The sequence below is a fragment of the Nonomuraea longispora genome (assembly GCF_004348345.1).
Taxonomy (GTDB): Bacteria; Actinomycetota; Actinomycetes; order Streptosporangiales; family Streptosporangiaceae; genus Nonomuraea; species Nonomuraea longispora.
The window spans coordinates 26,931-46,455 of record NZ_SMJZ01000027.1 but is presented as its reverse complement, the minus strand read 5'-3'; the positions used below and the strand labels follow the sequence as shown (position 1 = coordinate 46,455).

Annotated in this window: 18 protein-coding genes and 2 pseudogenes; 13 read left to right on the top strand and 7 right to left on the bottom strand. The window is 70.0% G+C overall.

What is annotated here, in order from left to right; genetic code table 11:
• The first annotated feature begins 6 nt into the window (after positions 1-6).
• From E1267_RS10230 to E1267_RS10185, 10 genes are all read left to right on the top strand, one after another.
• Positions 7-657 carry an RNA polymerase sigma factor gene (locus tag E1267_RS10230; RefSeq protein WP_246063689.1) on the top strand — a complete coding sequence of 217 codons (651 nt, stop codon included), beginning with the start codon at positions 7-9 and terminating at the stop codon, positions 655-657.
• 41 nt (positions 658-698) lie between these two features.
• Positions 699-938 carry an anti-sigma factor family protein gene (locus tag E1267_RS10225; RefSeq protein WP_132332146.1) on the top strand — a complete coding sequence of 80 codons (240 nt, stop codon included), beginning with the start codon at positions 699-701 and terminating at the stop codon, positions 936-938.
• A gap of 67 nt (positions 939-1,005) precedes the next feature.
• Positions 1,006-2,268, top strand: a complete 1,263-nt coding sequence (gene egtA, locus E1267_RS10220) for an ergothioneine biosynthesis glutamate--cysteine ligase EgtA (protein WP_132332144.1) — start codon at positions 1,006-1,008, stop codon at positions 2,266-2,268.
• Positions 2,265-3,560: an ergothioneine biosynthesis protein EgtB gene (egtB, locus tag E1267_RS10215; protein WP_132332143.1), complete on the top strand. Its 1,296-nt coding sequence runs from the start codon at positions 2,265-2,267 to the stop codon at positions 3,558-3,560. The genes egtA and egtB overlap by 4 nt, the downstream gene beginning before the upstream one ends.
• Positions 3,560-4,267, top strand: a complete 708-nt coding sequence (gene egtC / locus E1267_RS10210) for an ergothioneine biosynthesis protein EgtC (protein ID WP_132332141.1) — start codon at positions 3,560-3,562, stop codon at positions 4,265-4,267. Before egtB ends, egtC begins: the two co-directional genes overlap by 1 nt.
• A 22-nt stretch (positions 4,268-4,289) precedes the next feature.
• On the top strand, positions 4,290-5,270 hold the full coding sequence (gene egtD / locus E1267_RS10205; protein ID WP_132332139.1) for an L-histidine N(alpha)-methyltransferase: 981 nt from the start codon (positions 4,290-4,292) through the stop codon (positions 5,268-5,270).
• A 13-nt stretch (positions 5,271-5,283) separates the two neighbouring features.
• Positions 5,284-6,456 (top strand): ergothioneine biosynthesis PLP-dependent enzyme EgtE, encoded by a 1,173-nt coding sequence (gene egtE / locus E1267_RS10200; RefSeq protein ID WP_132332137.1) that lies wholly within the window; start codon positions 5,284-5,286, stop codon positions 6,454-6,456.
• A 135-nt stretch (positions 6,457-6,591) separates the two neighbouring features.
• Positions 6,592-6,912, top strand: coding sequence for a hypothetical protein (locus E1267_RS10195; RefSeq protein WP_132332135.1), 321 nt, complete (start codon positions 6,592-6,594; stop codon positions 6,910-6,912).
• 264 nt (positions 6,913-7,176) lie between these two features.
• A complete protein-coding gene (locus E1267_RS45565) occupies positions 7,177-7,473 on the top strand; it encodes a hypothetical protein (protein WP_220449404.1) in 297 nt (98 codons plus the stop codon).
• A 195-nt stretch (positions 7,474-7,668) separates the two neighbouring features.
• Complete coding sequence (locus E1267_RS10185) at positions 7,669-8,184, top strand: hemerythrin domain-containing protein (protein ID WP_132332133.1); 516 nt, start codon at positions 7,669-7,671, stop codon at positions 8,182-8,184.
• Positions 8,185-8,472: 288 nt separating this feature from the next.
• Here E1267_RS10185 and E1267_RS10180 read toward each other — a convergent pair.
• Positions 8,473-9,516, bottom strand: a pseudogene (locus E1267_RS10180) (IS1634 family transposase); the annotation flags it as partial.
• A 197-nt stretch (positions 9,517-9,713) separates the two neighbouring features.
• Between E1267_RS10180 and E1267_RS10170 the strand changes: the two are divergent.
• The 3 genes and pseudogenes from E1267_RS10170 to E1267_RS47850 all read left to right on the top strand — a co-directional run.
• A complete protein-coding gene (locus tag E1267_RS10170; protein WP_132332127.1) occupies positions 9,714-10,124 on the top strand; it encodes a hypothetical protein in 411 nt (136 codons plus the stop codon).
• Between the two features lie 821 nt (positions 10,125-10,945).
• On the top strand, positions 10,946-11,698 hold the full coding sequence (locus E1267_RS10160; RefSeq protein ID WP_132332123.1) for a hypothetical protein: 753 nt from the start codon (positions 10,946-10,948) through the stop codon (positions 11,696-11,698).
• A 185-nt stretch (positions 11,699-11,883) separates the two neighbouring features.
• Positions 11,884-11,976, top strand: a pseudogene (locus tag E1267_RS47850) (IS5/IS1182 family transposase); the annotation flags it as partial.
• Between the two features lie 13 nt (positions 11,977-11,989).
• Here the strand turns inward: E1267_RS47850 and E1267_RS10155 are convergent.
• From E1267_RS10155 to E1267_RS10130, 6 genes are read right to left on the bottom strand one after another with little or no spacing between them, the layout of a single operon-like run.
• Positions 11,990-12,331: a nuclear transport factor 2 family protein gene (locus E1267_RS10155; RefSeq protein WP_132332121.1), complete on the bottom strand. Its 342-nt coding sequence runs from the start codon at positions 12,329-12,331 to the stop codon at positions 11,990-11,992.
• Positions 12,332-12,355: 24 nt separating this feature from the next.
• Positions 12,356-13,663, bottom strand: coding sequence for a glycoside hydrolase family 28 protein (locus E1267_RS10150; protein WP_132332119.1), 1,308 nt, complete (start codon positions 13,661-13,663; stop codon positions 12,356-12,358).
• A complete protein-coding gene (locus tag E1267_RS10145; protein ID WP_220449403.1) occupies positions 13,660-15,675 on the bottom strand; it encodes a glycoside hydrolase family 76 protein in 2,016 nt (671 codons plus the stop codon). Before E1267_RS10145 ends, E1267_RS10150 begins: the two co-directional genes overlap by 4 nt.
• On the bottom strand, positions 15,672-16,658 hold the full coding sequence (locus tag E1267_RS10140) for a DUF5605 domain-containing protein (protein WP_132332117.1): 987 nt from the start codon (positions 16,656-16,658) through the stop codon (positions 15,672-15,674). The genes E1267_RS10145 and E1267_RS10140 overlap by 4 nt, the downstream gene beginning before the upstream one ends.
• An 11-nt stretch (positions 16,659-16,669) precedes the next feature.
• Positions 16,670-18,070, bottom strand: a complete 1,401-nt coding sequence (locus tag E1267_RS10135; RefSeq protein WP_181957775.1) for a DUF5060 domain-containing protein — start codon at positions 18,068-18,070, stop codon at positions 16,670-16,672.
• Positions 18,067-19,515: an ABC transporter substrate-binding protein gene (locus E1267_RS10130; RefSeq protein WP_132332114.1), complete on the bottom strand. Its 1,449-nt coding sequence runs from the start codon at positions 19,513-19,515 to the stop codon at positions 18,067-18,069. The genes E1267_RS10135 and E1267_RS10130 overlap by 4 nt, the downstream gene beginning before the upstream one ends.
• Positions 19,516-19,525: the final 10 nt, after the last annotated feature.

Below are 19,525 nucleotides of genomic sequence, written 5' to 3'. Positions count from 1 at the left end.
GCGATCGTGGGGTCCCTCGCGGGCGACGGGCTGCCCCCGGATGACGTCGTCGTCTCCGCGCTGCGGGCGGGCGACGAGGAGATGTTCGCGACGCTGCTCGACACCTGGGCGCGGGGCATGCTGCGGGTGGCCCGCTCCTACGTGTCCACCGACGACTCCGCGGAAGAGGTCGTGCAGGACACGTGGCTGGCGGTGATCGGCGCCATCGACGGGTTCGAGGGCCGATCGTCGGTGAAGACCTGGGTCTACCGCATCCTGGTGAACACGGCCAAAAGGCGCAGCGTGCGCGAGAGCCGTACACTGCCGTGGAGCGCCTTCGAGCGGGACACGAGCCCGGCCGCCGATCCCACCCTGTTCCACGGAATCGACGGGGCTCTGGCGGGCAGGTGGAAGGAGGCACCCGCGGCCTGGCCGACGCCCGAAGGGCAGGCGCTCGCCGCAGAGGCGCGGGGTCTGATCGGCGAGGCGCTGGCGACGTTGCCTCCACGGCAGCGCATCGTGATCACGCTGCGCGACGTGGAAGGATGCACCTCCGAGGAGGTGTGCGAGATCATGGAGATCTCCGCCGTCAACCAGCGGGTGCTGCTGCACCGAGCCCGTGCGGCGGTTCGGGACCTGCTGGAGAGTTACTTCGCGTCGGTGAAACAGCCAGAATAGGTGAAACGGTTAAATACGCAGAGGGTAAGGCGGTCAACGTCGTGAAGCGGTTCACGTGCGGCGAACTGGTGGAATCCATCACCGCGTACCTTGACGACGCCCTCGACCCGCCCGTTCGCGCCGGGTTCGAGGCCCACGCGGCCTGCTGCGACGACTGCCGGCGCCACGTCCACCAGTTCCGCGTCACCATCCGGGCGGTCGGCGACCAGCCCCCCGAGAAGTTGCCGGACCGCACGCGCGAGCGGCTGATGTCCGCCTTCAGACAGCGCCGGCGAACCTGACCGCTCCCGTGTAACGCTCGCCCGGCCGGCGGCTCTATAGAGCCATGCGTCACGCGAGGGCAAGACGATGATCGGGCTCACGACCGAGGGGTCGCCGCTCCGAGACGCCTCCGAGGTGGGGGACTACGCGCACCAGTGCTTCCGCCCCGGCGGCGACGACCAGGTGGGCGTGGAGCTGGAGTTCCTGGTCTTCGACCGCATGTCGGCCACCCGCCACGTACCGATGGACCGGGTCGAGCGGGTGCTGCCGCCCCTGCCCGGCGGCAGCCGGGTCACCTTCGAACCGGGCGGCCAGCTGGAGCTTTCCGGCCCGGCCGGCTCGCTGACCGGCGCGATCGACGGCCTCACCGCCGACGTGGCCGCCGTACGCCAGGCCCTGGCGCACGACGGACTGGTGCTGGCGGGCGTGGGCCTCGACCCGATGCGCCAGGCGGTACGCCAGTTACGCCAACCCCGGTACGACGCCATGGCGGAGTTCCTCGGCCGGCCGTACGGCGCGCTGATGATGTGCTCCACGGCGTCCATCCAGGTCAACCTGGACCTGGGGGAACGGCCCCGCACGCGGTGGGAGCGGGCGCACCTGCTCGGACCCGTGCTGACCGCGGCCTTCGCCAACTCGCCGCTGAGCCGGGGCCGGCCGTGCGGATGGATGTCGGGCCGCCAGGCCGTGTGGGAACACCTCGACCCCACCAGGACGGCGCCCGTCCCCGCGTCGGGAGATCCGGTGGCCGACTGGGCCCGCTACCTGCTCGACGCCCGCGTCATGCTGGTGCGGGAGGGCGGCGAGCGCTGCCGCACCGTCCGCGACGGCTCCACCTTCCGCGACTGGCTGGGCTCGCGCGAACGCCCGCCCACCGCCGAGGACCTGGCCTACCACGCCACCACGGTGTTCCCGCCCGTACGCCCCAGGGGCTGGCTGGAGATCCGCTTCCTGGACGCCCAGCGTCCGGCGGACTGGCCGGTGTGCGTGGCCGTCACCCACGCCCTGATCAGCGACGACCGCGCCGCCGACGCCGCGCTCGCCGCCGTCGAGTCCTGCCTCGGACCCGGGTGGCGGCGAGGGCCGGGGGCGGACCGCGAGCCGTGGGCCTCCGCCGCGCGCCGCGGCCTGGCCGACCCCCGGCTGGCCCGCGCCGCGGTCGCCTGCTTCCGCGCCGCCGCCGAGGCGCTGCCCCGCCTGGGCGCCACCCCCGCCCTGACGGGGGCGGTGGCGGCGTTCACCGACCGGCACGTGACGACCGGCCGCTCCCCGGCGGCCGACCTGATGGATCTGGCGAGAGAACCGGGGCGGCGCCTGCCGGCCTGGCTGACCGAAGAGGGACGAGAATGAGCGACTTCAAGGAACGCATCGCGAGCGAGCTGCTCGCGGTGCGCAGCCGGTCCCTGACCTACACGGAGGCCGAAGACGACCTGCTCGTACGCCAGCACTCCCCGCTGATGTCGCCCCTGGTGTGGGACCTCGCGCACGTCGGCAACTACGAGGAGCTGTGGGTCCTGCGCGAGGCCGGCGGCCTCACCCCGCTCAGGCCCGAGATCGACGACATCTACGACGCCTTCAAGACGCCGCGCAAGGACCGCCCCAGCCTGCCCATCCTCGGCCCGGCCGAGGCCCGCCGCTACATCGAGGGCGTACGCGGCCGCGTCCTCGACGTCCTGGACGCCGTCGACTTCGACGACCCCGCGCCGCTGCGCCGCGACGGCTTCGTCTTCGGCCTGGTCATCCAGCACGAGCACCAGCACGACGAGACCATGCTGGCCACGCTGCAACTGTCGAAGGAACCCGGCCTGGTACGCGACGGGCGCCTGCCGCCGGCCCGCCCCGGCGGCCCGGCCGAGGTGTACGTGCCCGCCGGCCCCTTCCTCATGGGCACCGACACCCAGCCGTGGGCCTACGACAACGAGCGCCCCGCCCACCGCGTCGACCTGCCCGCCTACTGGATCGACCGGCTGCCCGTCGGCAACGGCGCCTACGCCGCGTTCATCGAGGACGGCGGCTACCACGACCCCCGCTGGTGGACCGGCGAAGGCTGGGAGTGGCGGCAGCGGCAGGGCGTCTTCGCCCCGCTGTTCTGGACCAAGGACGGCGGCGCCTGGCACCGTACCCGCTTCGGCCGCACCGAGCCCGTGCCCATGGACGAGCCGGTGCAGCACGTGTCCTGGTACGAGGCCGACGCCTACGCCCGCTGGGCGGGCAGACGGCTGCCCACCGAGGCCGAATGGGAGAAGGCCTGCGGCTGGGACGCCGGAGCGGGCCGGGCGCGGAAATACCCGTGGGGAGACCACGAGCCCACCCTGGAGCTGGCCAACCTCGGCCACCGAGCCGCCCGGCCCGCGCCGCTCGGCGCCTACCCGGCCGGCGCCGGCCCGTACGGAACCGAGCAGATGATCGGCGACGTGTGGGAGTGGACCGGCACGTGGTTCGACGGCTACCCGGGCTTCCGCAGTTTCCCGTACCGGGAGTACAGCGAGGTCTTCTTCGGCCGGGACCACCGCGTGTTGCGCGGCGGCTCGTGGGCGGCCGACCCGGCGGCGATCCGCACCACGTTCAGGAACTGGGACCATCCGATCCGCCGGCAGATCTTCACGGGGTTCCGCTGCGCCCGTGACGCGGAGCCGGCCTAGTGTGCCGGCACGCGGCCTGGCTCGGCGCCCCCCGCGCCCTGTCCACGCTGATCCAGGACCCCGGGCACGGCCTGCTCGCGCAGTCGTACGCGCCCCGGCGGCAGCGGCACGGCACGGTCAACGCCGACGGCTTCGGCATGGGCTGGTACGACGCCGCCCGCGCCGAGCCCGTACGTTACCGGCGGGCCATCCCGATGTGGGCCGACGCCAACCTGCCGGCGCTCGCCCAGGTCGCCCGTGCGGGCTGCCTGCTGGGGGCCGTCCGGTGCGCCACCGTCGGCATGCCGGTCGAGGAGAGCGCCACCGCGCCGTTCACCGAGGGCCGGTGGCTGCTCAGCCACAACGGCCGCGTCGAACGGGACGCGGTCAGGGCGCTGGCCGACGGCGCTGAGAGCGCCTGCGACTCCGCCTGGCTCGCCGCCGCCGTCTTCGAACGGCTGCGCACCGGGCCCGACCTCGGGGAGGCCCTCGCGGAGGTCGTCGCCCACGCCGGGGAGAAGGACCCCGGCGCGCGCCTGAACCTGCTCGCCTGCGACGGCGCGTCCATCGCCGCGACCGTCTGGGGCGACACGCTCTTCGTCCAGCGTCACCAGGACGGCGTGGTCGTGGCGAGCGAACCGCTCGACGACCTGCCCGGCTGGCAGGCCGTGCCGGACCGCAGCCTGCTGCTCGCCTCGCCGGAAGGCGTGCGCGTCCAGCCCATGTGACCCCTTCTCCTGAGGAGACACCGTGCCTGTGAGCCCTTCGACCGTGCGCCTGGTCAACCACCTCGACCTCGACTATCTGCGCTCCTCCCTCGAGAACGACGTCAGGGCCGGCCTGATATCGTCGCCGAAGTTCCTGCCGCCCAGATGGTTCTACGACGAGGCGGGCAGCGACCTGTTCTCGCAGATCACCCGGCTGCCCGAGTACTACCCGACCCGGCGCGAGCTTGCCATCCTGCGGGAACGGGCCGCCGACCTCGCCGCCGCGAGCGGCGCCGACACGCTGGTCGAGCTGGGATCCGGCACCAGCGAGAAGACCGTGCTGCTGCTCGACGCCCTCACCGAGGCGGGCACGCTGCGGTGTTACGCCCCCGTCGACGTCGACGCGGTCACGCTCGCCGCGGCGGCGCAGCGGCTTGCCGAACGCCACCCCGGGCTCGCCGTTCGCGCCGTGTGCGCCGACTTCGAACGCCACCTGCGGCTGTTGCCCCGTACCGGCCGGCGCATGGTGGCCTTCCTCGGCGGCACCATCGGCAACCTCGAACCCGACGCCCGCCGGGTCTTCATGAAGGAACTGCGCGGCACGCTCCGACCCGGCGACACGTTCCTGCTCGGGGCCGACCTGGTCAAGGACAGGAAGCGGCTGGTCGCCGCCTACGACGACGCTGCCGGGGTGACGGCCGCCTTCAACCGCAACGTGCTGCACGTCATCAACCGGGAGCTGGACGCCGACTTCGAGCCGGACGCGTTCGAGCACGTCGCCCGCTACGACGAGGAGCACGACTGGATCGAGATGCGCCTGCGGGCCTCCCGCGCCATGCGGGTGCGCGTCGCGGCGCTCGACCTGGACGTGGACTTCGCCGAGGGGGAGGAGACGCGTACGGAGATCAGCGCCAAGTTCCGCCCCGGCGGGCTGCGCGCCGAGCTGGACGCGGCCGGCTTCACCGTCCTGCGCTGGTTCACCGACCCGGCGGAGGACTTCAGCCTGGTGCTGGCCCAAGCATGATCGACGGCAAGGCATGATCGGCAAGGCGTGGCGGGCGGCACGCTCCGTCGTGCCGCCGGGCCACCTCGACGCGGCCAGCTGCAACGTACCGAGTGACCGGGTGCTCGACACGGTCGTGGGGCGCCTCCGGCGCGAACGCGAGCACGGAGGCTACGCGGCCGAACCCGGCCTCACCGACGCGAGATCCGCCCTCGCCGCCCTGGTCGGCCCGGCGGGCGCGTCCCCCGGGGACGTGGCGTTCCTGGAGAGCGGTACGGCGGCGATGGCGGCGCTGCTCGGCGGCTGGCGGCTCCCACCGGGCAGCCGTGTCGGCTTCGCCCGCACCGAGTACGGCAGCACTCTGATGCTCCTGCGCCGCCTCGCCGCCGACCGCTCGTGGACGCTCGTCGAACTGCCCGTGGACGCCGGCTCCCGCCTCGACCTCGACGGCCTCGCATCCGCGCTCGCCGGAGGGCTGGACCTCGTCACCCTGGTCCACATCGCCTCCCACCGGGGCGTCGTCCAGCCCGCGCGGGAGGCCGGCGCGTTGTGCCGCGCCGCCGGGGTGCCGCTGGTGCTGGACGCCTGCCAGTCCTTCGGCCACACGGACGTGGGCGGGGTGGGGGCGACCGCGTACGTGGGGACGTCCCGCAAGTGGCTCGCCGGCCCGCGCGGCACCGGCTTCCTCATCGTGCCCGGCCTCGCGACGGGCCCGGCACCGACGTGTGGATGGGTGGCGGGGATGGACGCCGCCGCCCCCGCGCTCGGTGGCCACACGTGGGGCATGGACGACCTGCCCGAACCGCTCCCGGGGGCGATCCGCTATGAGAGCTCGGAAGGAGCGATCGCATCCCGGGCGGGGCTCGGCGCCGCCGTACGGGAGTACCAGGAGCTCGGCCCGGCCGACCTGCACGAGCATGTGACGGAGCTGGGCCGCACGGCCCGGCACCTCCTGCACGGGGCGGGCGGCTGGCAGGTGGGGGAACCACTCGACGAACCCTCCGCCATCGTCACCCTCCGGCCTCCGGCGGGCGACTCGGTGGAGTCCGCAAGGGCCCGTGCCGCCGAGGCGGGACTGCTCGTGGGGGCCGCCCCCGTCACCAGGGCACCACTGGACCTGCGAGAGCCCGTACTCCGCGTCTCGCCGGCCCCGGGCACGGATCCAGAAACCCTGCACACGTTCGCCCGCGTCCTCAGCACGCCGTAGGGACCAGCCCGGCTCGTATGCCGTTCACGGTTATCCACCTTCGACCACTGAAGGGAAAATCATCATCACCGATTCTCTGACCTGGGGATCATGCCCCGCAGTGCGAGTGTCCTCTGCAGCGGGCACACTGGAAGCATGACTTGGAGCTCGCGCTACGCCAGCCGTCGCGTCTATCTGGTGCCTGCTGATCTCACTGAGCTGACCGGCCCCATCACCGGCGTCGTGGAGCTACCCACCCGGTTGGACTGGTCTGAGCAACGCTTTTACGACATGTTGGACAACAGTCACGTGGGACTGATGTACGAACGTGTGATCCGCGAAGCGACGCGGCTGGACGAGTTGCGTATGTATCTGAACTACGAGAAGCTCATCGAGCTGTGGCCCCGTCTTTTTCTGCCCATTGAGGCGAGACGGGCGTGGGAAGCGTCTTTCCAGCAGCTGCGACGAGCGGCGTAGCTGCTGTGGATGCCTTGCACGAACTGGTCGCGCGCATCGGTCTCGCGGCAACAGAGCGGTTCGGGTTCGCGCTCGCCGGTGGCTATGCAGTACAGGCTCATCAATTCCTCGCCCGACAGTCTGAGGACGTCGACCTCTAGATACCATGCTGCGCAACCAGGGATTCGCTCGTCTGCTGGTAAGAAGTGACGAGGAACGATCCGTCAAAGTTGAAATGGGCGTCGACTGGCGTGCCCATCCGCCGTTCGGCTGGAGATCGGCCCTGTGCTGCACCCTGACGATGCGGTGGGCAACAAAGTCGCTGCCCTATACGGCAGAGCGGAAGTGCGGGACTTTGTCGATGTGTTCGCCGTGCTCGGTAGTGGCCGGTACAACACAACGCAATTGATGACTCTGGCCAGAGCAGCAGACCCTGGGTTTGACGTGGAGATGTTCCGGGTCGCGCTGTCCGCTCTGGCGCGCATCCCCGACCAGGCCTTGGGTCTCCATGGCTTGAGCCCTCAGGAAGTCGTGAATCTCCGCCGCTGTTTTCACGACTGGGAGACATCGCTCGATCGATAGCGACGTCCACGTCGTGTCTCAGGTGTTCTACCGGCGACATTCATGCAGTCGGCCATCACGACACCCCCGGCACGCAGGCCGAAACCCTGCATACGCTCGTCCGCGTCCGCAGCACATCGTACGGACCGACCCGCCTGCTGGGTCTCGATGGGTTCGGACATACTGGGGAGAGTCAACGGAGCCGGGGGAGAGAACATGCATGCGCGTTCTGAGGCGGGCGACCGTCTCACCGCTCTGGGCACGCAGCTGCTCGAGGTGCACATCTGGCTGCGCGAGATGCTGGACGACCTCCAGGACGGTATCGACGACTACTTCGACGGCAACGGGCTGCCGCCCCGCGACCTGCGTGCCCACTGCCTGTCCTTCTGCACTGTGCTGACCCGCCACCACACCGGCGAGGACAGGGCCGCGTTCCCGGCGATCGCCGAGAAGTTCCCCGAGCTGCGCAAGGTGCTCTCCGACCTGCGCACCGACCACAACCAGATCGACTGGCTCATGGGGAACCTGCGCAAGCTCCTCGACTCCCTCCCCGAGCAGCCGGACCCGGCCATGGCGGCCAAGGTGCGCGAGGAGGTGGGGGCGTTGTCGGCGGTCATGCAGACGCACTTCATCTATGAGGAGAAGAAACTGATCTCCGTCCTGAACTCCATGGACGTGCCCGAATGGCGCGACAACCGGCCCGACTTCCTGCTGGTCGACGACGACGCCTGACATTCTCCGGGGCCTTCACGGATCCGCCCCAGGTGAGTAATTTCGCAACCGCGATGCCCCGGATAGTTCCCGACGCGGCGCGTGCGCCTTTCGCCGGCTCCGAGTGAGCGGTCAACCGGAAACAGAAGCACCAGCCCGTACGCACGACGGCCCGGCGTCAAACCCGAGTTCCGCAGTTGGTGGGCAGACGAGGGCTCGGATTTTGCGGATTGACCTGGGGAAACGGGCGTGAGGTGGCACCAGCGGCGTGTGCCTACGCCTCTGCGGAGCGTTTCCCCTGCTCAGGGCCTATTCGGTGGGTTCGAGACCGCTCATCTTTGGTGGCATTGCGACGTCGGAGTCCTTGAACAGCTGAGCCTGGGCGGGTGTGAGGCGGGTGGTCTGCCGGAGCCGTCCGGCGGGACCGGACAGGGTGACCTGATGCACGCGTCCCAACTCGCGGTTGATGACGGGCCAGCTCTGCCCGGTGCGGCGCTCGGCCACGCGGATGAGCAGCAGCGCCAGCCAGCACAACAGCACATGAGCGATGATCCGCTCGTCCAGGCGATGGTAGACGGGCCGAAGGTCCAAGGTCGTTTTCATGGTGCGGAAGGCCGCCTCCGCCTGGAGCAGGTTCTTGTAACCCACGGCGATATCTCCGGGGCTCAGATCCGGGTCGCTGGTGGCGATCAGGTACTTGCCGTCGTAGTTGGCCTCGGCCTTGACCTTGGTGGCGTCGATGGACAGCCGGCCGGTCGTGGGATGCTGCTTGAGCCACCGGCCTAACGACGGGTGGTCACGTAGGGCGCACTCGGCCTTGCGGTGCGGCGCATCCATCGGCTTGGGAGTCTTCTTCTTGCCCTGCTGGGCGGCCTTGGCCTTCGCCTTGGCAGCGTCGGCGGCGCGAGCGGCGGCGATCCGGTCCAGCTCCGCTGTGATCGTCTCCAGCTGCTGTGTGCGGCGGGCCAGATCCCGCTCGGCCTCGACTGGGTTGTGGCAGATGATCCACCGCCGTCCTGGGTCTGCGGCGAGCCGGACCTCCTTGACCCGTAGGTTGTCACGGACCTGCAGGTAGCGGCCCTGGCGGGACATCGCCTCCCGGGCCTGTTGCGAGCCGTCGCGCATCTTGACGCCGCAGATGTAGTGGCCGCCGGCGCGTTGCAGGTAGGCCATGTTCTCCTTGGAGGAGAAGCCGGAGTCGACCACGGTGATCACCCGGCCCAGCCGCCAGTCCCGCAGGTCGTCCTTGACCTGCTCGATCACGGTCATGTCGCTGGTGTTGCCGGGCCAGACCCAGCAGCGCACCGGGATGCCTTCGCGGGTGACGGCCAGCCCGATGACGATTTGCGGCAGCGCCCCGATCCCGGGAGTGGAGGACGCCTACGCGCTGCGTGACTCGAAGAACCCGGATGCCGGGACGCTCCGGTTCACCGGCGACGAGCTTCGCGCCGCTGGGTTGTCCACTCTTTCGGCACTGCCGCTGAACGGCGGTCCCTGCCTGATCGAAGCAGACAGGGACCGCCGCCCCCGCAACTCTACGGGAGTTCCTCATGATGCATTGGCATGCCTACCAGTGGGTCGGTACGGGAACTGATCGCGAGAACGAGGCCGAGCGCCGGCCGTCCTCACCGGCCTACGCGTCGTCGATGGTGCCGCCGATGCGGACCGGCGACTGGCTGGCCAAGCCCGCCTCGCGCATCGCGGGAACTTTCCATGAGGTGGAGCAGGCGGTCGGGTGGCTGGCGGGGGAGTACGGCAAGGTCCGGGACGCGCTGCCGTCCGGGGGCGTTCCGGTGGAGGAACGACTCGACTCCGCCCGCGACCTGCTGTCCCGGGGCGTGGACGTGCAGTGGGGCGAATGGCTGCACGGCGGCCGGTTCGTGACGCTCGGAGTGATCTGCTGCCCCAACCGCCACACCTCCCACCCCCCGTTCAGCTCGATGATTCTTCGGCCGATATAGACACGGTCGCTAAGTTGGTGGACGTGCACAATGGCTTCGCTGTGACGGTGCCGGAACTCCCGCTACAACACGGCCGGCGTTATGTGTGGGAGGTCAGATCGAGCGGCGAACTACTGTCTTCGGTCGCGTTCGCCGTACGAATGGCTCCCGAAGAAACGGACTGAGCCCGTCGTCACGGTCTGGACGGCGGTTCGGCCACCTTGACGTCCGAGAGGGTCAGGCCGGGCACACCCTGGTGGACGTTTCCAGCGCCACCTCTTCGCCCCGCTGGGGGATGGACACCCGCTACTGGCCCGGGCCACCGAACGGCGGGTCCCGCGCGTGGGCGGCCCTCTTCCTTGACGTCGACGGGCCACTCATTCCCTTCGGCCCGCCACCGGAGCGCCACCCCGGGCACCCGACCGTGTGTCCTGTCCGCCCCGATCCCGGGAGTGGAGAACGAGGCCGAGCGCCGGCCGTTCTCACGGCCTTCTCCTCGTCGATGCTGCCGCCGATGAGGACCGGCGACTGGCTGGCCAAGCCCGCCTCGCCTCAGCCGGCTACGAACGGTTCGCGTAACTGCGGATGGTCAACCACTCTGCTTCCACCGCCACGTAGCCCAGCGACTCGCAGAGGAAGTCGATCACCGCAGGCATGTGGGCCGCCCCGTACAGGGAGCAGTTGTCCCTTCTTGTGCATCAAATGTGTCATCGATTACCTCCAACAGCTCGGGTTGCACTTCGGAATGCCGGCATTCGTGATGGATCATGGTCATCCTCGAATGGCTATCCCGCCGTTCGTCGTCGGCTGAATTTGAGGCCGGCACAGCATCAGGAGGCAACATGACTTTGACCGCCGGCGGAATGGCTACGGCTGACCCGATCGCAACCACGAACGGCACGGTGACGTTCATCGACGATATGAACGAAGCGGCCGCGCAGGCGAACAAAGATGTCGCCGCCTTCTCTCAATACCTCACAGGGCCGGCCGGTCCCGCGCCGAACGGGCAGGCAGCGACCCCAGGGGGCGCCGCCGCGGTCGGTGCGGGCGCCGCCGTGGTCAGCGCGGCCTCCTCGGTCTCGTCCACCATCCTCCAGGCCGCTCTGCTCGGCGTGAACATCGCCAATATGGTGCTGTCGCAAAAGTCGACGGGGTCCCTGGAAATCACCATCACGAACAACTCGACCAAGCCGCTGACCCTCTACAACTACCGCCCGAGCCACGGAGACATCACCAACATTCCCAATCCTCTGTACACCGGGCAGACCGACGCGGTGGTGCTGACCAAGTCCAGCGCCTTCGACGACGACACAAGTGTGGAACTTCAGTTCTGCATCGGCGACGGGCAAGCCGTCAACGGGGTCAACTCACTGATCAACTTCGCCCTCACGTACGCGTACACCGATGAGGGGAATCCGGGGCGTTGGAGCTTGTCGGCCGCGGTGGACGGCAGCGACACCCACTCCTACCCCCAGGCGCTGCAGATGTTCGGGTTCACCTTCGTGGGCAACACGGGCTTCCCGGCCTTCAGCGTCTACACCTCGCCCATCGAAACCGGCAGCGGGTCGATCTCGATGGCGGTCTACGACCATTAGCGTCACAGAAGTTCAGGCGCCGTCGGCCACGGGCTCAGGCCCGAGGCCGACGGCCGCCTGGCCGGTCTTGAGGGCACGGTGGAACGTCGCCTGTCCGGTGTGGAGTCGCGTCTCGATCAGGTCCTGGCCGCCCTCGCCAAGCCTGAAAGCTGAAGGGGACGGCGTTCGGACTGACGGTGGCCGGAGAAGTCCTGGCCGATTCCGGGGGTTGGCTGGTGCGGAGCTCGCCCGCGCTGCCCGGTGGCGTCCACGATGTGACCGCGGCCCGGACGGTCGGTCCGATGAAAGGGCTCAATGGTCGTCGGTTCTGTCGCCTCCCGCGTCCCCGAACACCATGCGATGCCCCTTGGCGGTGTCCATGTACTCGCGCACCCGATGGATCAGCCCGTCCCGCAGTTGGAAGATGAAGCAGTAGTCGTTGCTGTAGGCGTTGCCGTCTGCCAGCGTGGCCTGCATGGTTTCCTCCACCACGACAACATCGCCGTCGGCGTAGAACCCGCGGAAATCCACCGCCACATCGGCGACGAACATGCGCGGGAAGTCGACAGTGAGGAAGTGGACAATGGCCTCCCTGCCCACCATGTGGTGCGTCGCGCCGAGCGCTACGGCGGTCGCGTTCCCGGACGGGGCCAGCCATTCCGCTGATGACCTGCACCGTCAGGACGGTGGTGCGGCCACCTTGACGTTCGCGAGGGTCAGGCCGGTTATGTCGGCGGCCAGGTCCGCGCGCTGCACGTGGGCGAACGTGCTGTCCCTGATCGTGACGTCCCGCAGCGGCTGCTCGGGATAGCCCCGCAGCAGGTACGCGCTGCGCGTCCGGTCGCTGCGCAGCCCCGCCACGTTGATGTTGCGGATGGGGGGCGGGTCGTCGCCGTTGTGGCCGTCGCCGTGGTAGAGGTCGATGGAGACGGCTTCCTTGGTCAGCTCGCTGATCTCGACGTCCTTGACGAAGACGTTCTCGACGTAGCCGCCCCGCACGGAGTTCGTCTTGATGTAGAGGCCGAAGTAGAGTCCGGGGCCGCCCCAGCGGCAGCGGCGGACGAAGACGTTGCGGATGCCGCCGGTCGTGTCCGTGCCGATGGCGACCGAGCCGTACCGGTAGCGCATGTCGCAGTCCTCGATCAGCACGTCCTCGCACGGCACCCCCACCCGCCGCCCGTCGGGGCCGCGGCCGGCCTTGATGGCGACGCAGTCGTCGCCGACGTCGAAGACGCAGCCGGTGATCACCACGGAGCGGCAGCTCTCGGGGTCGCAGCCGTCGTTGTTGGGTCCCCGCGAGTGGATCGACACGTTCCTGACGAGGACGTTCTCGCACCGTACGGGATGGATCTCCCACATGGGGGAGCGCACGATGCGCACACCCTCGACGAGCACGTTGCGGCACAGGTACGGCTGGATCATGTTCGGGCGCAGGTGGTGGCCCGCGCCGAACACGCGCTCCTCGACCGGCACCCCATCCGCGGCCATCCGCTGCAACGCCGCCCAGTCGTCCGCCTCGTTCGGCATGCCGGGCCGCCAGCCGAAGGCTGGCGTGCCCACCCACCACCACCAGTGCTCGGGCCCGGCCCCGCCGTCGAGCGTCCCGGCGCCGGTGACGGCGATGTTCTCCTGTCCGTGGGCGTAGATGAAGGGGGAGTAGTTGTAACACTCGATTGCGGAGAAGCGGGTGAAGACGGCCGGGAGGTAGTCGGCGGGGTCGGTGCTGAACAGGATCGTCGCGCCCGCCTCCACGTGCAGGTCCACGTTGGAGAGCAGGTGGATCGCGCCGGTGGGGTAGGTGCCGGGCGGCACGCGCACGTGCCCCCCGCCGCTCTCGTGGCACGTCTCGATGGCGGCGCGGAACGCCCTCGTCCACGTCTCCCCGCCGCCGAAACCGGTGACGTCGAACCACCGGTCGGGGAACTCGGGCGGCCGCACCCGCTTCCGCAGCTCGTCGGCGTACCGCCAGGCCTCTTCCTCGTTCATGCCACCTTCCTCATGCGCAGCGCGTGGTGCAGGGGCAGGGCGATCACCCAGGACGGGTTCCACGTGTTCGCCTCACCCTTGCGTTGCCAGTTGGTCTGGAAGAATCCTTCGCCCTGCTCGCCGGGGACGTGGAAGCCCCAGTCGCCGGGTTCCGTGCAGATGCCCTGCCCCATGGCGTGCAGGATCGTCTCGGCCCGTTCCGCGTAGTGCGTCCGGCCGGTCATCAGGCCGAACTCCATCAGTTCGGACGTCGGGAAGAACACGTCGAGGTGGTGGTTCTGCACGCTCACCGCGGGCCAGCCGCACGCCTGGAAGCCGCGCCGCCGGAACGTGCTGCCCTCGTCGAACTCGGGCGACCACACGTAGACGAACGTCAGCAGCCAGTCGGCCGCCGTCTCCGCCCACCGCGCGTACGTCTCCCGCCCGGTCAGGCGGTAGAGCTCGAAGGCGGCCTGGAAGTAGTACATCCCGGCCTCCTTGTCCTCGCCGGAGGCGTCGAGGGTGGCGTGGGCGAAGGGCCGCTCGAACGTGGCCGCGTACAGCCGGTGGTAGTGGCCGAGCACCTCCTCCGCGCGCCGCAGCCACACCTTCTCGCCGCCCAGCCGGTACGCGCCCAGCAGCGCCTGCACGCACGCCACCCCCGCCGCGGTGACCAGAGAAGAGAACGGGTCGCCGTCCGGGGTCCAGCCGAGGGGGACGACGCCCTCAGGCAGCCGGGTCCGCCAGAAGAACGCGGCGGCGTCCTCCACCGCCTCCTCCCAGTCCGGCGGCACCGGCAGGGCGGCCTCGCGCAACCGCAGCGCGAGCTCGGCCAGGTCGGCGACCGTCTCGCCGTGGGCGCGGCTGGAGACGAAGGCGGCGCCGTCCTTGCGGAACGCCTCCCACCTGTCCTCGTCGAGCAGGTGGCGTCCGTGCCGCAGCCCGCGTACGGGCATCCGGCTGCCCTCGACGTAGAAGGCGGCGGCACGACGAGCTCGCCCGACACGCTCGGGTTCCTCCCGTTCGAGGCCCAGTTCGGCGTCGCAGCGGGCCAGTTTCATGCACTGGCCCGTCCAGCCGTACAGGTACGAGCGGGGCTTGCCGGGCCGGGTGCCGTCGTAGGCGAGGTAGCCCTCGCCCGCCCAGCGCGCGTCCATGGCGTTCGTCTTGAGCCGCACGATCTCGTCCCGGGACAGCGGCCGGGCGCCCGTGTCCCGGTAGAGATCCGTGCGGACGAGCCTGGTGAAGCCCAGGCCGCGCGGCTCCACCGAGCCCCAGTCGAGCGTGTGGCGGGTGGTGACGGTCTCGCCCGGCCCCAGGTCGCGGTAGCCGACGGGCCGGTCCGCCACCTCCGCCTTGCTGACGTAGCAGACGTCCGGCTCGCCGTCGAAGGCGATCACGCCGGTCATCGCCGCGACCGTCAGGCCCGGCGACCGTACGACGCCGAGCGAGCCGTACGCCACGGTGCCGTCGTCGAGCCTGGCCGGCGTGGGGTGGGCGAAGAGGCTGACGTAGCGGCCGTCCCATGCGGCGTTGACGGCGGGGATGGGCAGGCGGTGCTCCTCGCCCACGAACCCCTCGCGCGGCACCTTCCTGCGTGGGTCGGACGAGGGGTTGCCGTTGTAGAGCACGCCGGGCATGGTGACGTGCGCGTCCGTGGTGGGCAGCGGCAGCAGGAGGCCGGCCGCCACGTCGGTGACCTCGTGCTCGGCGTCGTTGCGCCAGGTGGTGGTGAGGGTGAGCAGGCCGCCGTGGGCGAAGGCCAGCTCCAGCCGGGCGCTCAGCGGCCCGAGCCCGGCCGTGACCACGACGGTCCCGCCCGCCGTACACACGCGGACGGAGTCGCCGAAGGCCGGCTCGACGCGCCACGGGCGGCCCGTGGAGGCGGTGAGCATGCCGCTCAGCGGCGCCCGCAGGTGCGGCCCGTCCGTGTCGCGGCGGCGCAGCAGCAGCTCGGGCCCGCCCGCGCCGGCCACCACCTCGACGACCTTCCCGCCCGGCTCCTCGACGGCCATGAGAACGCCCGCAGTCATGGCCGCCGCCGGATCCTGACGGCCTGGCCGACCGTCCCGGGCAGCGGCACCGTGATCGTCCCGCCGTCCAGCACCCCGAGCGGCGTGACGGTCATCTCCCAGGTGTCGATCACCTCGACCTCGTACCGGCCCTGCGGCACCTCGTACGTCCTGTCGGGGAAGCGGTGCTCCCCGCAGTACTCCAGGTAGAACTCCCCGGGCACCTCCAGCATCGGCGCGTCCCGGTCCTGGTAGCGCGCCTCCTCCGGGGTGCCGGCGACGACCTGGCGCAGCAGCGCGAGCCGGGGCACAGCGGCCCCGGTGAGCGTGCCGCCGTCCTGCGACCAGGTCAGCCCGTCGTCGTCCACGTACGACTCGCCGTGCGTAAGGTGGCGTCGGCGCACCGACCCGTCCCAGGCCATGGTGACGACCTTCTCGGGCGGCAGGCTCAGGGACGGGTCCTCGGCGTCGCCCTCGTACCCGCACATGTCCATCAGCACCGGCTTGTGGTGGTCGCGCGTCGCCACCCACGCGTCGCGCGGGCTGGGCGCGCGTACGCTGCCGTGCGTGAACGTGCGCCGCCACAACAGCGGCGAGTCCGCGGGCACGGTGATCGAGCGCGGGTGGTGGCCGGGGTCCTCCTCGGCCACCAGGTCGGCCAGCCGCACCCAGTCGTGCTCGGTGAACGCCGGGAACCGCGAGGGGTCGCCGGACAGCGACCACCACACGTTCGGGTGCGCGGACAGGCGCGGCACCACGTCCCGCACGTAGCGGCGGGCGGTCTCGACGTCGGAGACGCCCTCGCCGGGATGCATGAGCACGAGTTCGGCGGTCACGCCGATCCCGGCCAGCTCGGCCACCCGCTCCTCCAGCGCGTCGAGGGAGCACCGGGTGGCGAACGCCGCCATCCGCACCCGCTGGAACGGCGACGACTCCAGCGTGGCGAGGGTCCGCGAGCGCCGCTTCTCGTCGTGCAGGTGCCAGCCGAGCGCGGTGGTCGCCATCGGCCCGATCCTCATCGATCTCCCACTCTCGTCATCCGCAGCGCCAGGTACGGTTCGCGCGGCAGCCCGACCCGCACCCGGTCGCGGTGCACCCCGTCTACCGGGGTGACGGTCATGTTCCAGGTGTCGATCAGCTCGACCTCGTACGCGCTGCCCGCCGGCAGGTCCACCGTGACGTGGGCCGGTTGCCGCCGCCCCAGGTAGCGCAGGAGCGTGCCGTCGCGGCGCTGCTCCACGATCGTGCGCAGGAAGGCGATCCTCGCCGGACTCTCGCCGTACAGGCCGCCGCCGTTGCCGATCCACGCGCGGTCCTGGAAGCCGGCCAGCGACTCGCCGTGCCCCACGTAGCCGCCGCGCGTCACGCCCTCCCAGAACCGGTCCACCAGCTCCTGGGCGGTGACGTTGCCCCAGCGTTTGCCGATGTTCCCCTCGTAGGAGATCTCGTCGATGACGACGGGCTTGGGGCAGGCCGCCAGCCAGGCGTCCGTCGGGGTGGCGTCCCAGTGCTGGATGCTCTGGTGCGTGATCCACGGCTTGGTGAAGTCGTACAACGACGCGACCTCGAACATGCGGGTCCCGTTGTGGATGGAGCGCAGGTGCTCGTACGGGTCGTGGCGCACGATCGTGCGCAGGATGTCGTCCCAGTCGGCCACGGTCTTGGCCCGGTTGAAGTCGTACTCGTTGGCGGCCGACCACCACACGTTGCGGTAGGCGGACAGCCGGGCGATGACATAGCGCACGAAGGCGTGGTCGACCTCACGGCCCATGTCCTGGAAACCGCGTACGCCGCCGTCGTACGGGTGGAAGAGGATCACGTCCGCCTCCACGCCGATGTCGCGCAAATCGCGGACCCCGGCCTCCAGATGGCGGAAGAACACCGGATTGAACCGGGTCAGGTCCAGTCCGTCCGGGTCCTTTCCGGCGAACGGCACCTCCGGCGGCGTCATCGGGCCCGTCGGCAGCACGCACATGCGCAGCTTGTTGAACGGCGACGACTTGAGTGTCCGCAGCGTCCGGCGTTCCCGCTCCTCGTCCATGTCGTGCGTCCAGTGGTACGCGGTCGTGCCGAAGGGCAGGTACGGCGTGCCGTCCGCGTACACGAAGCCGGTGCCGGCGGCCCGCACGGGGCCGTGGTTGCCCTGGGCGGGCGGCCCCACTTCGAAGCCGCCCGAGCATCCGTCCAGCTCTTCCACGTTGCTGACAGTCGTGAACCGCCACGGACCCACCGCGTCCGGCATGAACCGGACGCGGTAGACGCCGTCCCCGTCGTAGAAGCCCTCGGCCTCGACGACGCGGTTGCGGTACTGGTACCGGGCCGACAGGCGGACCTCCGCGAAGGGGTTGCCGCCGGACGGTCCGGCCAGTTCGATCTCGTGGACGCCCCAGCGTTCCACGGTGGTGGAGAACGTCACCAGTCCTTGCCCGCTTCCGCCTGCGCCTTGATGTAGTTGGGGATGTCCTGCTGCTGGGAGAGGGTCAGCGCCTGCTCGGGCGTCCCGCCGTCACGCAGGATGTGCTGGCGGTAGACCGACCACAGCGGCAGGTCCCAGTACTCGGTGTTCTCGTAGTTCGAGATGGTGGCGTTCTCGCCCCAGTAGACGGCGGAGGTGTCGATGCCGGCCAGTTCGGGGATGGCCGTGCCGAAGCTCCGCACGACCTCGTCGGTCTGCAGGACCGCCTTGAGGCCGTGGCTGGACAGTTCGGTCTGGCCCTCCTCGGAGACCAGCCACTTCACGATCTGCAGGGCCTGGTCCTTCTTGGGCGAGGACGGCGGGATGAACGCGGCCCGCGTGTTCGGCTGGTAGGTCGTCGTGGAGCCCTTCTTGAGCACCGGGACGGCGCTGACGCCGATGTCGACGCTCTTGGCGTGCTCCGCGAAGGAGTCCTCGTCGCCGTCCTCGATGAACAGCTCGCTGCCGGCGTACATGTTGAGCCGCGACAACGTGTCGACCGCCATGGCCAGGTGGCCCGGCTGGCTCATGTCGCCCTTGAAGAAGTCGGTGACGGTGGTGAAGTCGTTGCGCGGGATCTCCAGGAAGCGGTACAGGTTGTCGACGTACGTCTTCCAGGCGTCACTGCTGATGTCGACCTTGACGTCCTCGGGCGCGGGCTCCTCGCTCGTCGTCGGCTGGAACGGGTAGAGGCCGGCCTGGTTGAAGTCCAGATACTGGTCAGGGTGCTGCATGTAGCCCTTGTAGTGATCCAGGCCGTCGTCCGCGGTCAGCCGCTTGGCCTTCTTGTACGCATCGTCGTACGTCATGCCGGGCTTGGGGTGCTTCACCTTGAACTTGTCGAAGATCTTCTTGTTGTAGAGCAGCACGTGCTCGTCGATGAACAGCGGCACGCCGTAGATCCCGCCGTCGGAGCGCGACCTGGTCAGCTCCACCGCGGAGGTGTTCAGCGTGTTCAGGTCGATGCCGGCCTGCTCAAGGTCGGGGGTGAGGTCGCCGACCCAGCCCATCGGTTCGAGGTCGCGGTCGATGCGGTTCTTCGGGTCCTCGATGATGATGTCGGGGACGACGCCGGCGTTCTTGAGCTCGTCGTAGCGGACGGGCAGGTCCCACGTCGCATACTTGATCTTGACGTCGGGGAACGCCGCCCGCAGCTTGTTCCCGATGACCTCGTCGAAGACCCTGGTGCCCTCCCGGGTGTCCTCCGTGACGGTCGACTCGAACGGCTTGTAGTTGGCGGCGAAGATGAACAGCTCGTCGTCGCAGACGCTGAACGGCACGTCGTACTGGTTGGGCACGTCCTTGCAGGCCGCAGGCGGCGAGGAGGTCGCACTGGCGGCGGCGGGGACGGCGGTCGTGACGGCGAGGGCGAGCGCGAGCAGCGCGAAGCCGCGTGACTTCTTCATCAGGGGGGTC

What these genes read in the sequence shown, in the direction of transcription:
- egtA (WP_132332144.1), top strand. Translation starts at nt 1,006, where the DNA reads ATGATCGGGCTCACGACCGAGGGGTCGCCGCTCCGAGACGCCTCCGAG.
- egtB (WP_132332143.1), top strand. Translation starts at nt 2,265, where the DNA reads ATGAGCGACTTCAAGGAACGCATCGCGAGCGAGCTGCTCGCGGTGCGC.
- egtE (WP_132332137.1), top strand. Translation starts at nt 5,284, where the DNA reads ATGATCGGCAAGGCGTGGCGGGCGGCACGCTCCGTCGTGCCGCCGGGC.
- E1267_RS10195 (WP_132332135.1), top strand. Translation starts at nt 6,592, where the DNA reads ATGACTTGGAGCTCGCGCTACGCCAGCCGTCGCGTCTATCTGGTGCCT.
- E1267_RS10185 (WP_132332133.1), top strand. Translation starts at nt 7,669, where the DNA reads ATGCATGCGCGTTCTGAGGCGGGCGACCGTCTCACCGCTCTGGGCACG.
- E1267_RS10170 (WP_132332127.1), top strand. Translation starts at nt 9,714, where the DNA reads ATGATGCATTGGCATGCCTACCAGTGGGTCGGTACGGGAACTGATCGC.
- E1267_RS10160 (WP_132332123.1), top strand. Translation starts at nt 10,946, where the DNA reads ATGACTTTGACCGCCGGCGGAATGGCTACGGCTGACCCGATCGCAACC.
- E1267_RS10150 (WP_132332119.1), bottom strand. Translation starts at nt 13,663, where the DNA reads ATGAACGAGGAAGAGGCCTGGCGGTACGCCGACGAGCTGCGGAAGCGG.
- E1267_RS10145 (WP_220449403.1), bottom strand. Translation starts at nt 15,675, where the DNA reads ATGACTGCGGGCGTTCTCATGGCCGTCGAGGAGCCGGGCGGGAAGGTC.
- E1267_RS10140 (WP_132332117.1), bottom strand. Translation starts at nt 16,658, where the DNA reads ATGGCGACCACCGCGCTCGGCTGGCACCTGCACGACGAGAAGCGGCGC.
- E1267_RS10130 (WP_132332114.1), bottom strand. Translation starts at nt 19,515, where the DNA reads ATGAAGAAGTCACGCGGCTTCGCGCTGCTCGCGCTCGCCCTCGCCGTC.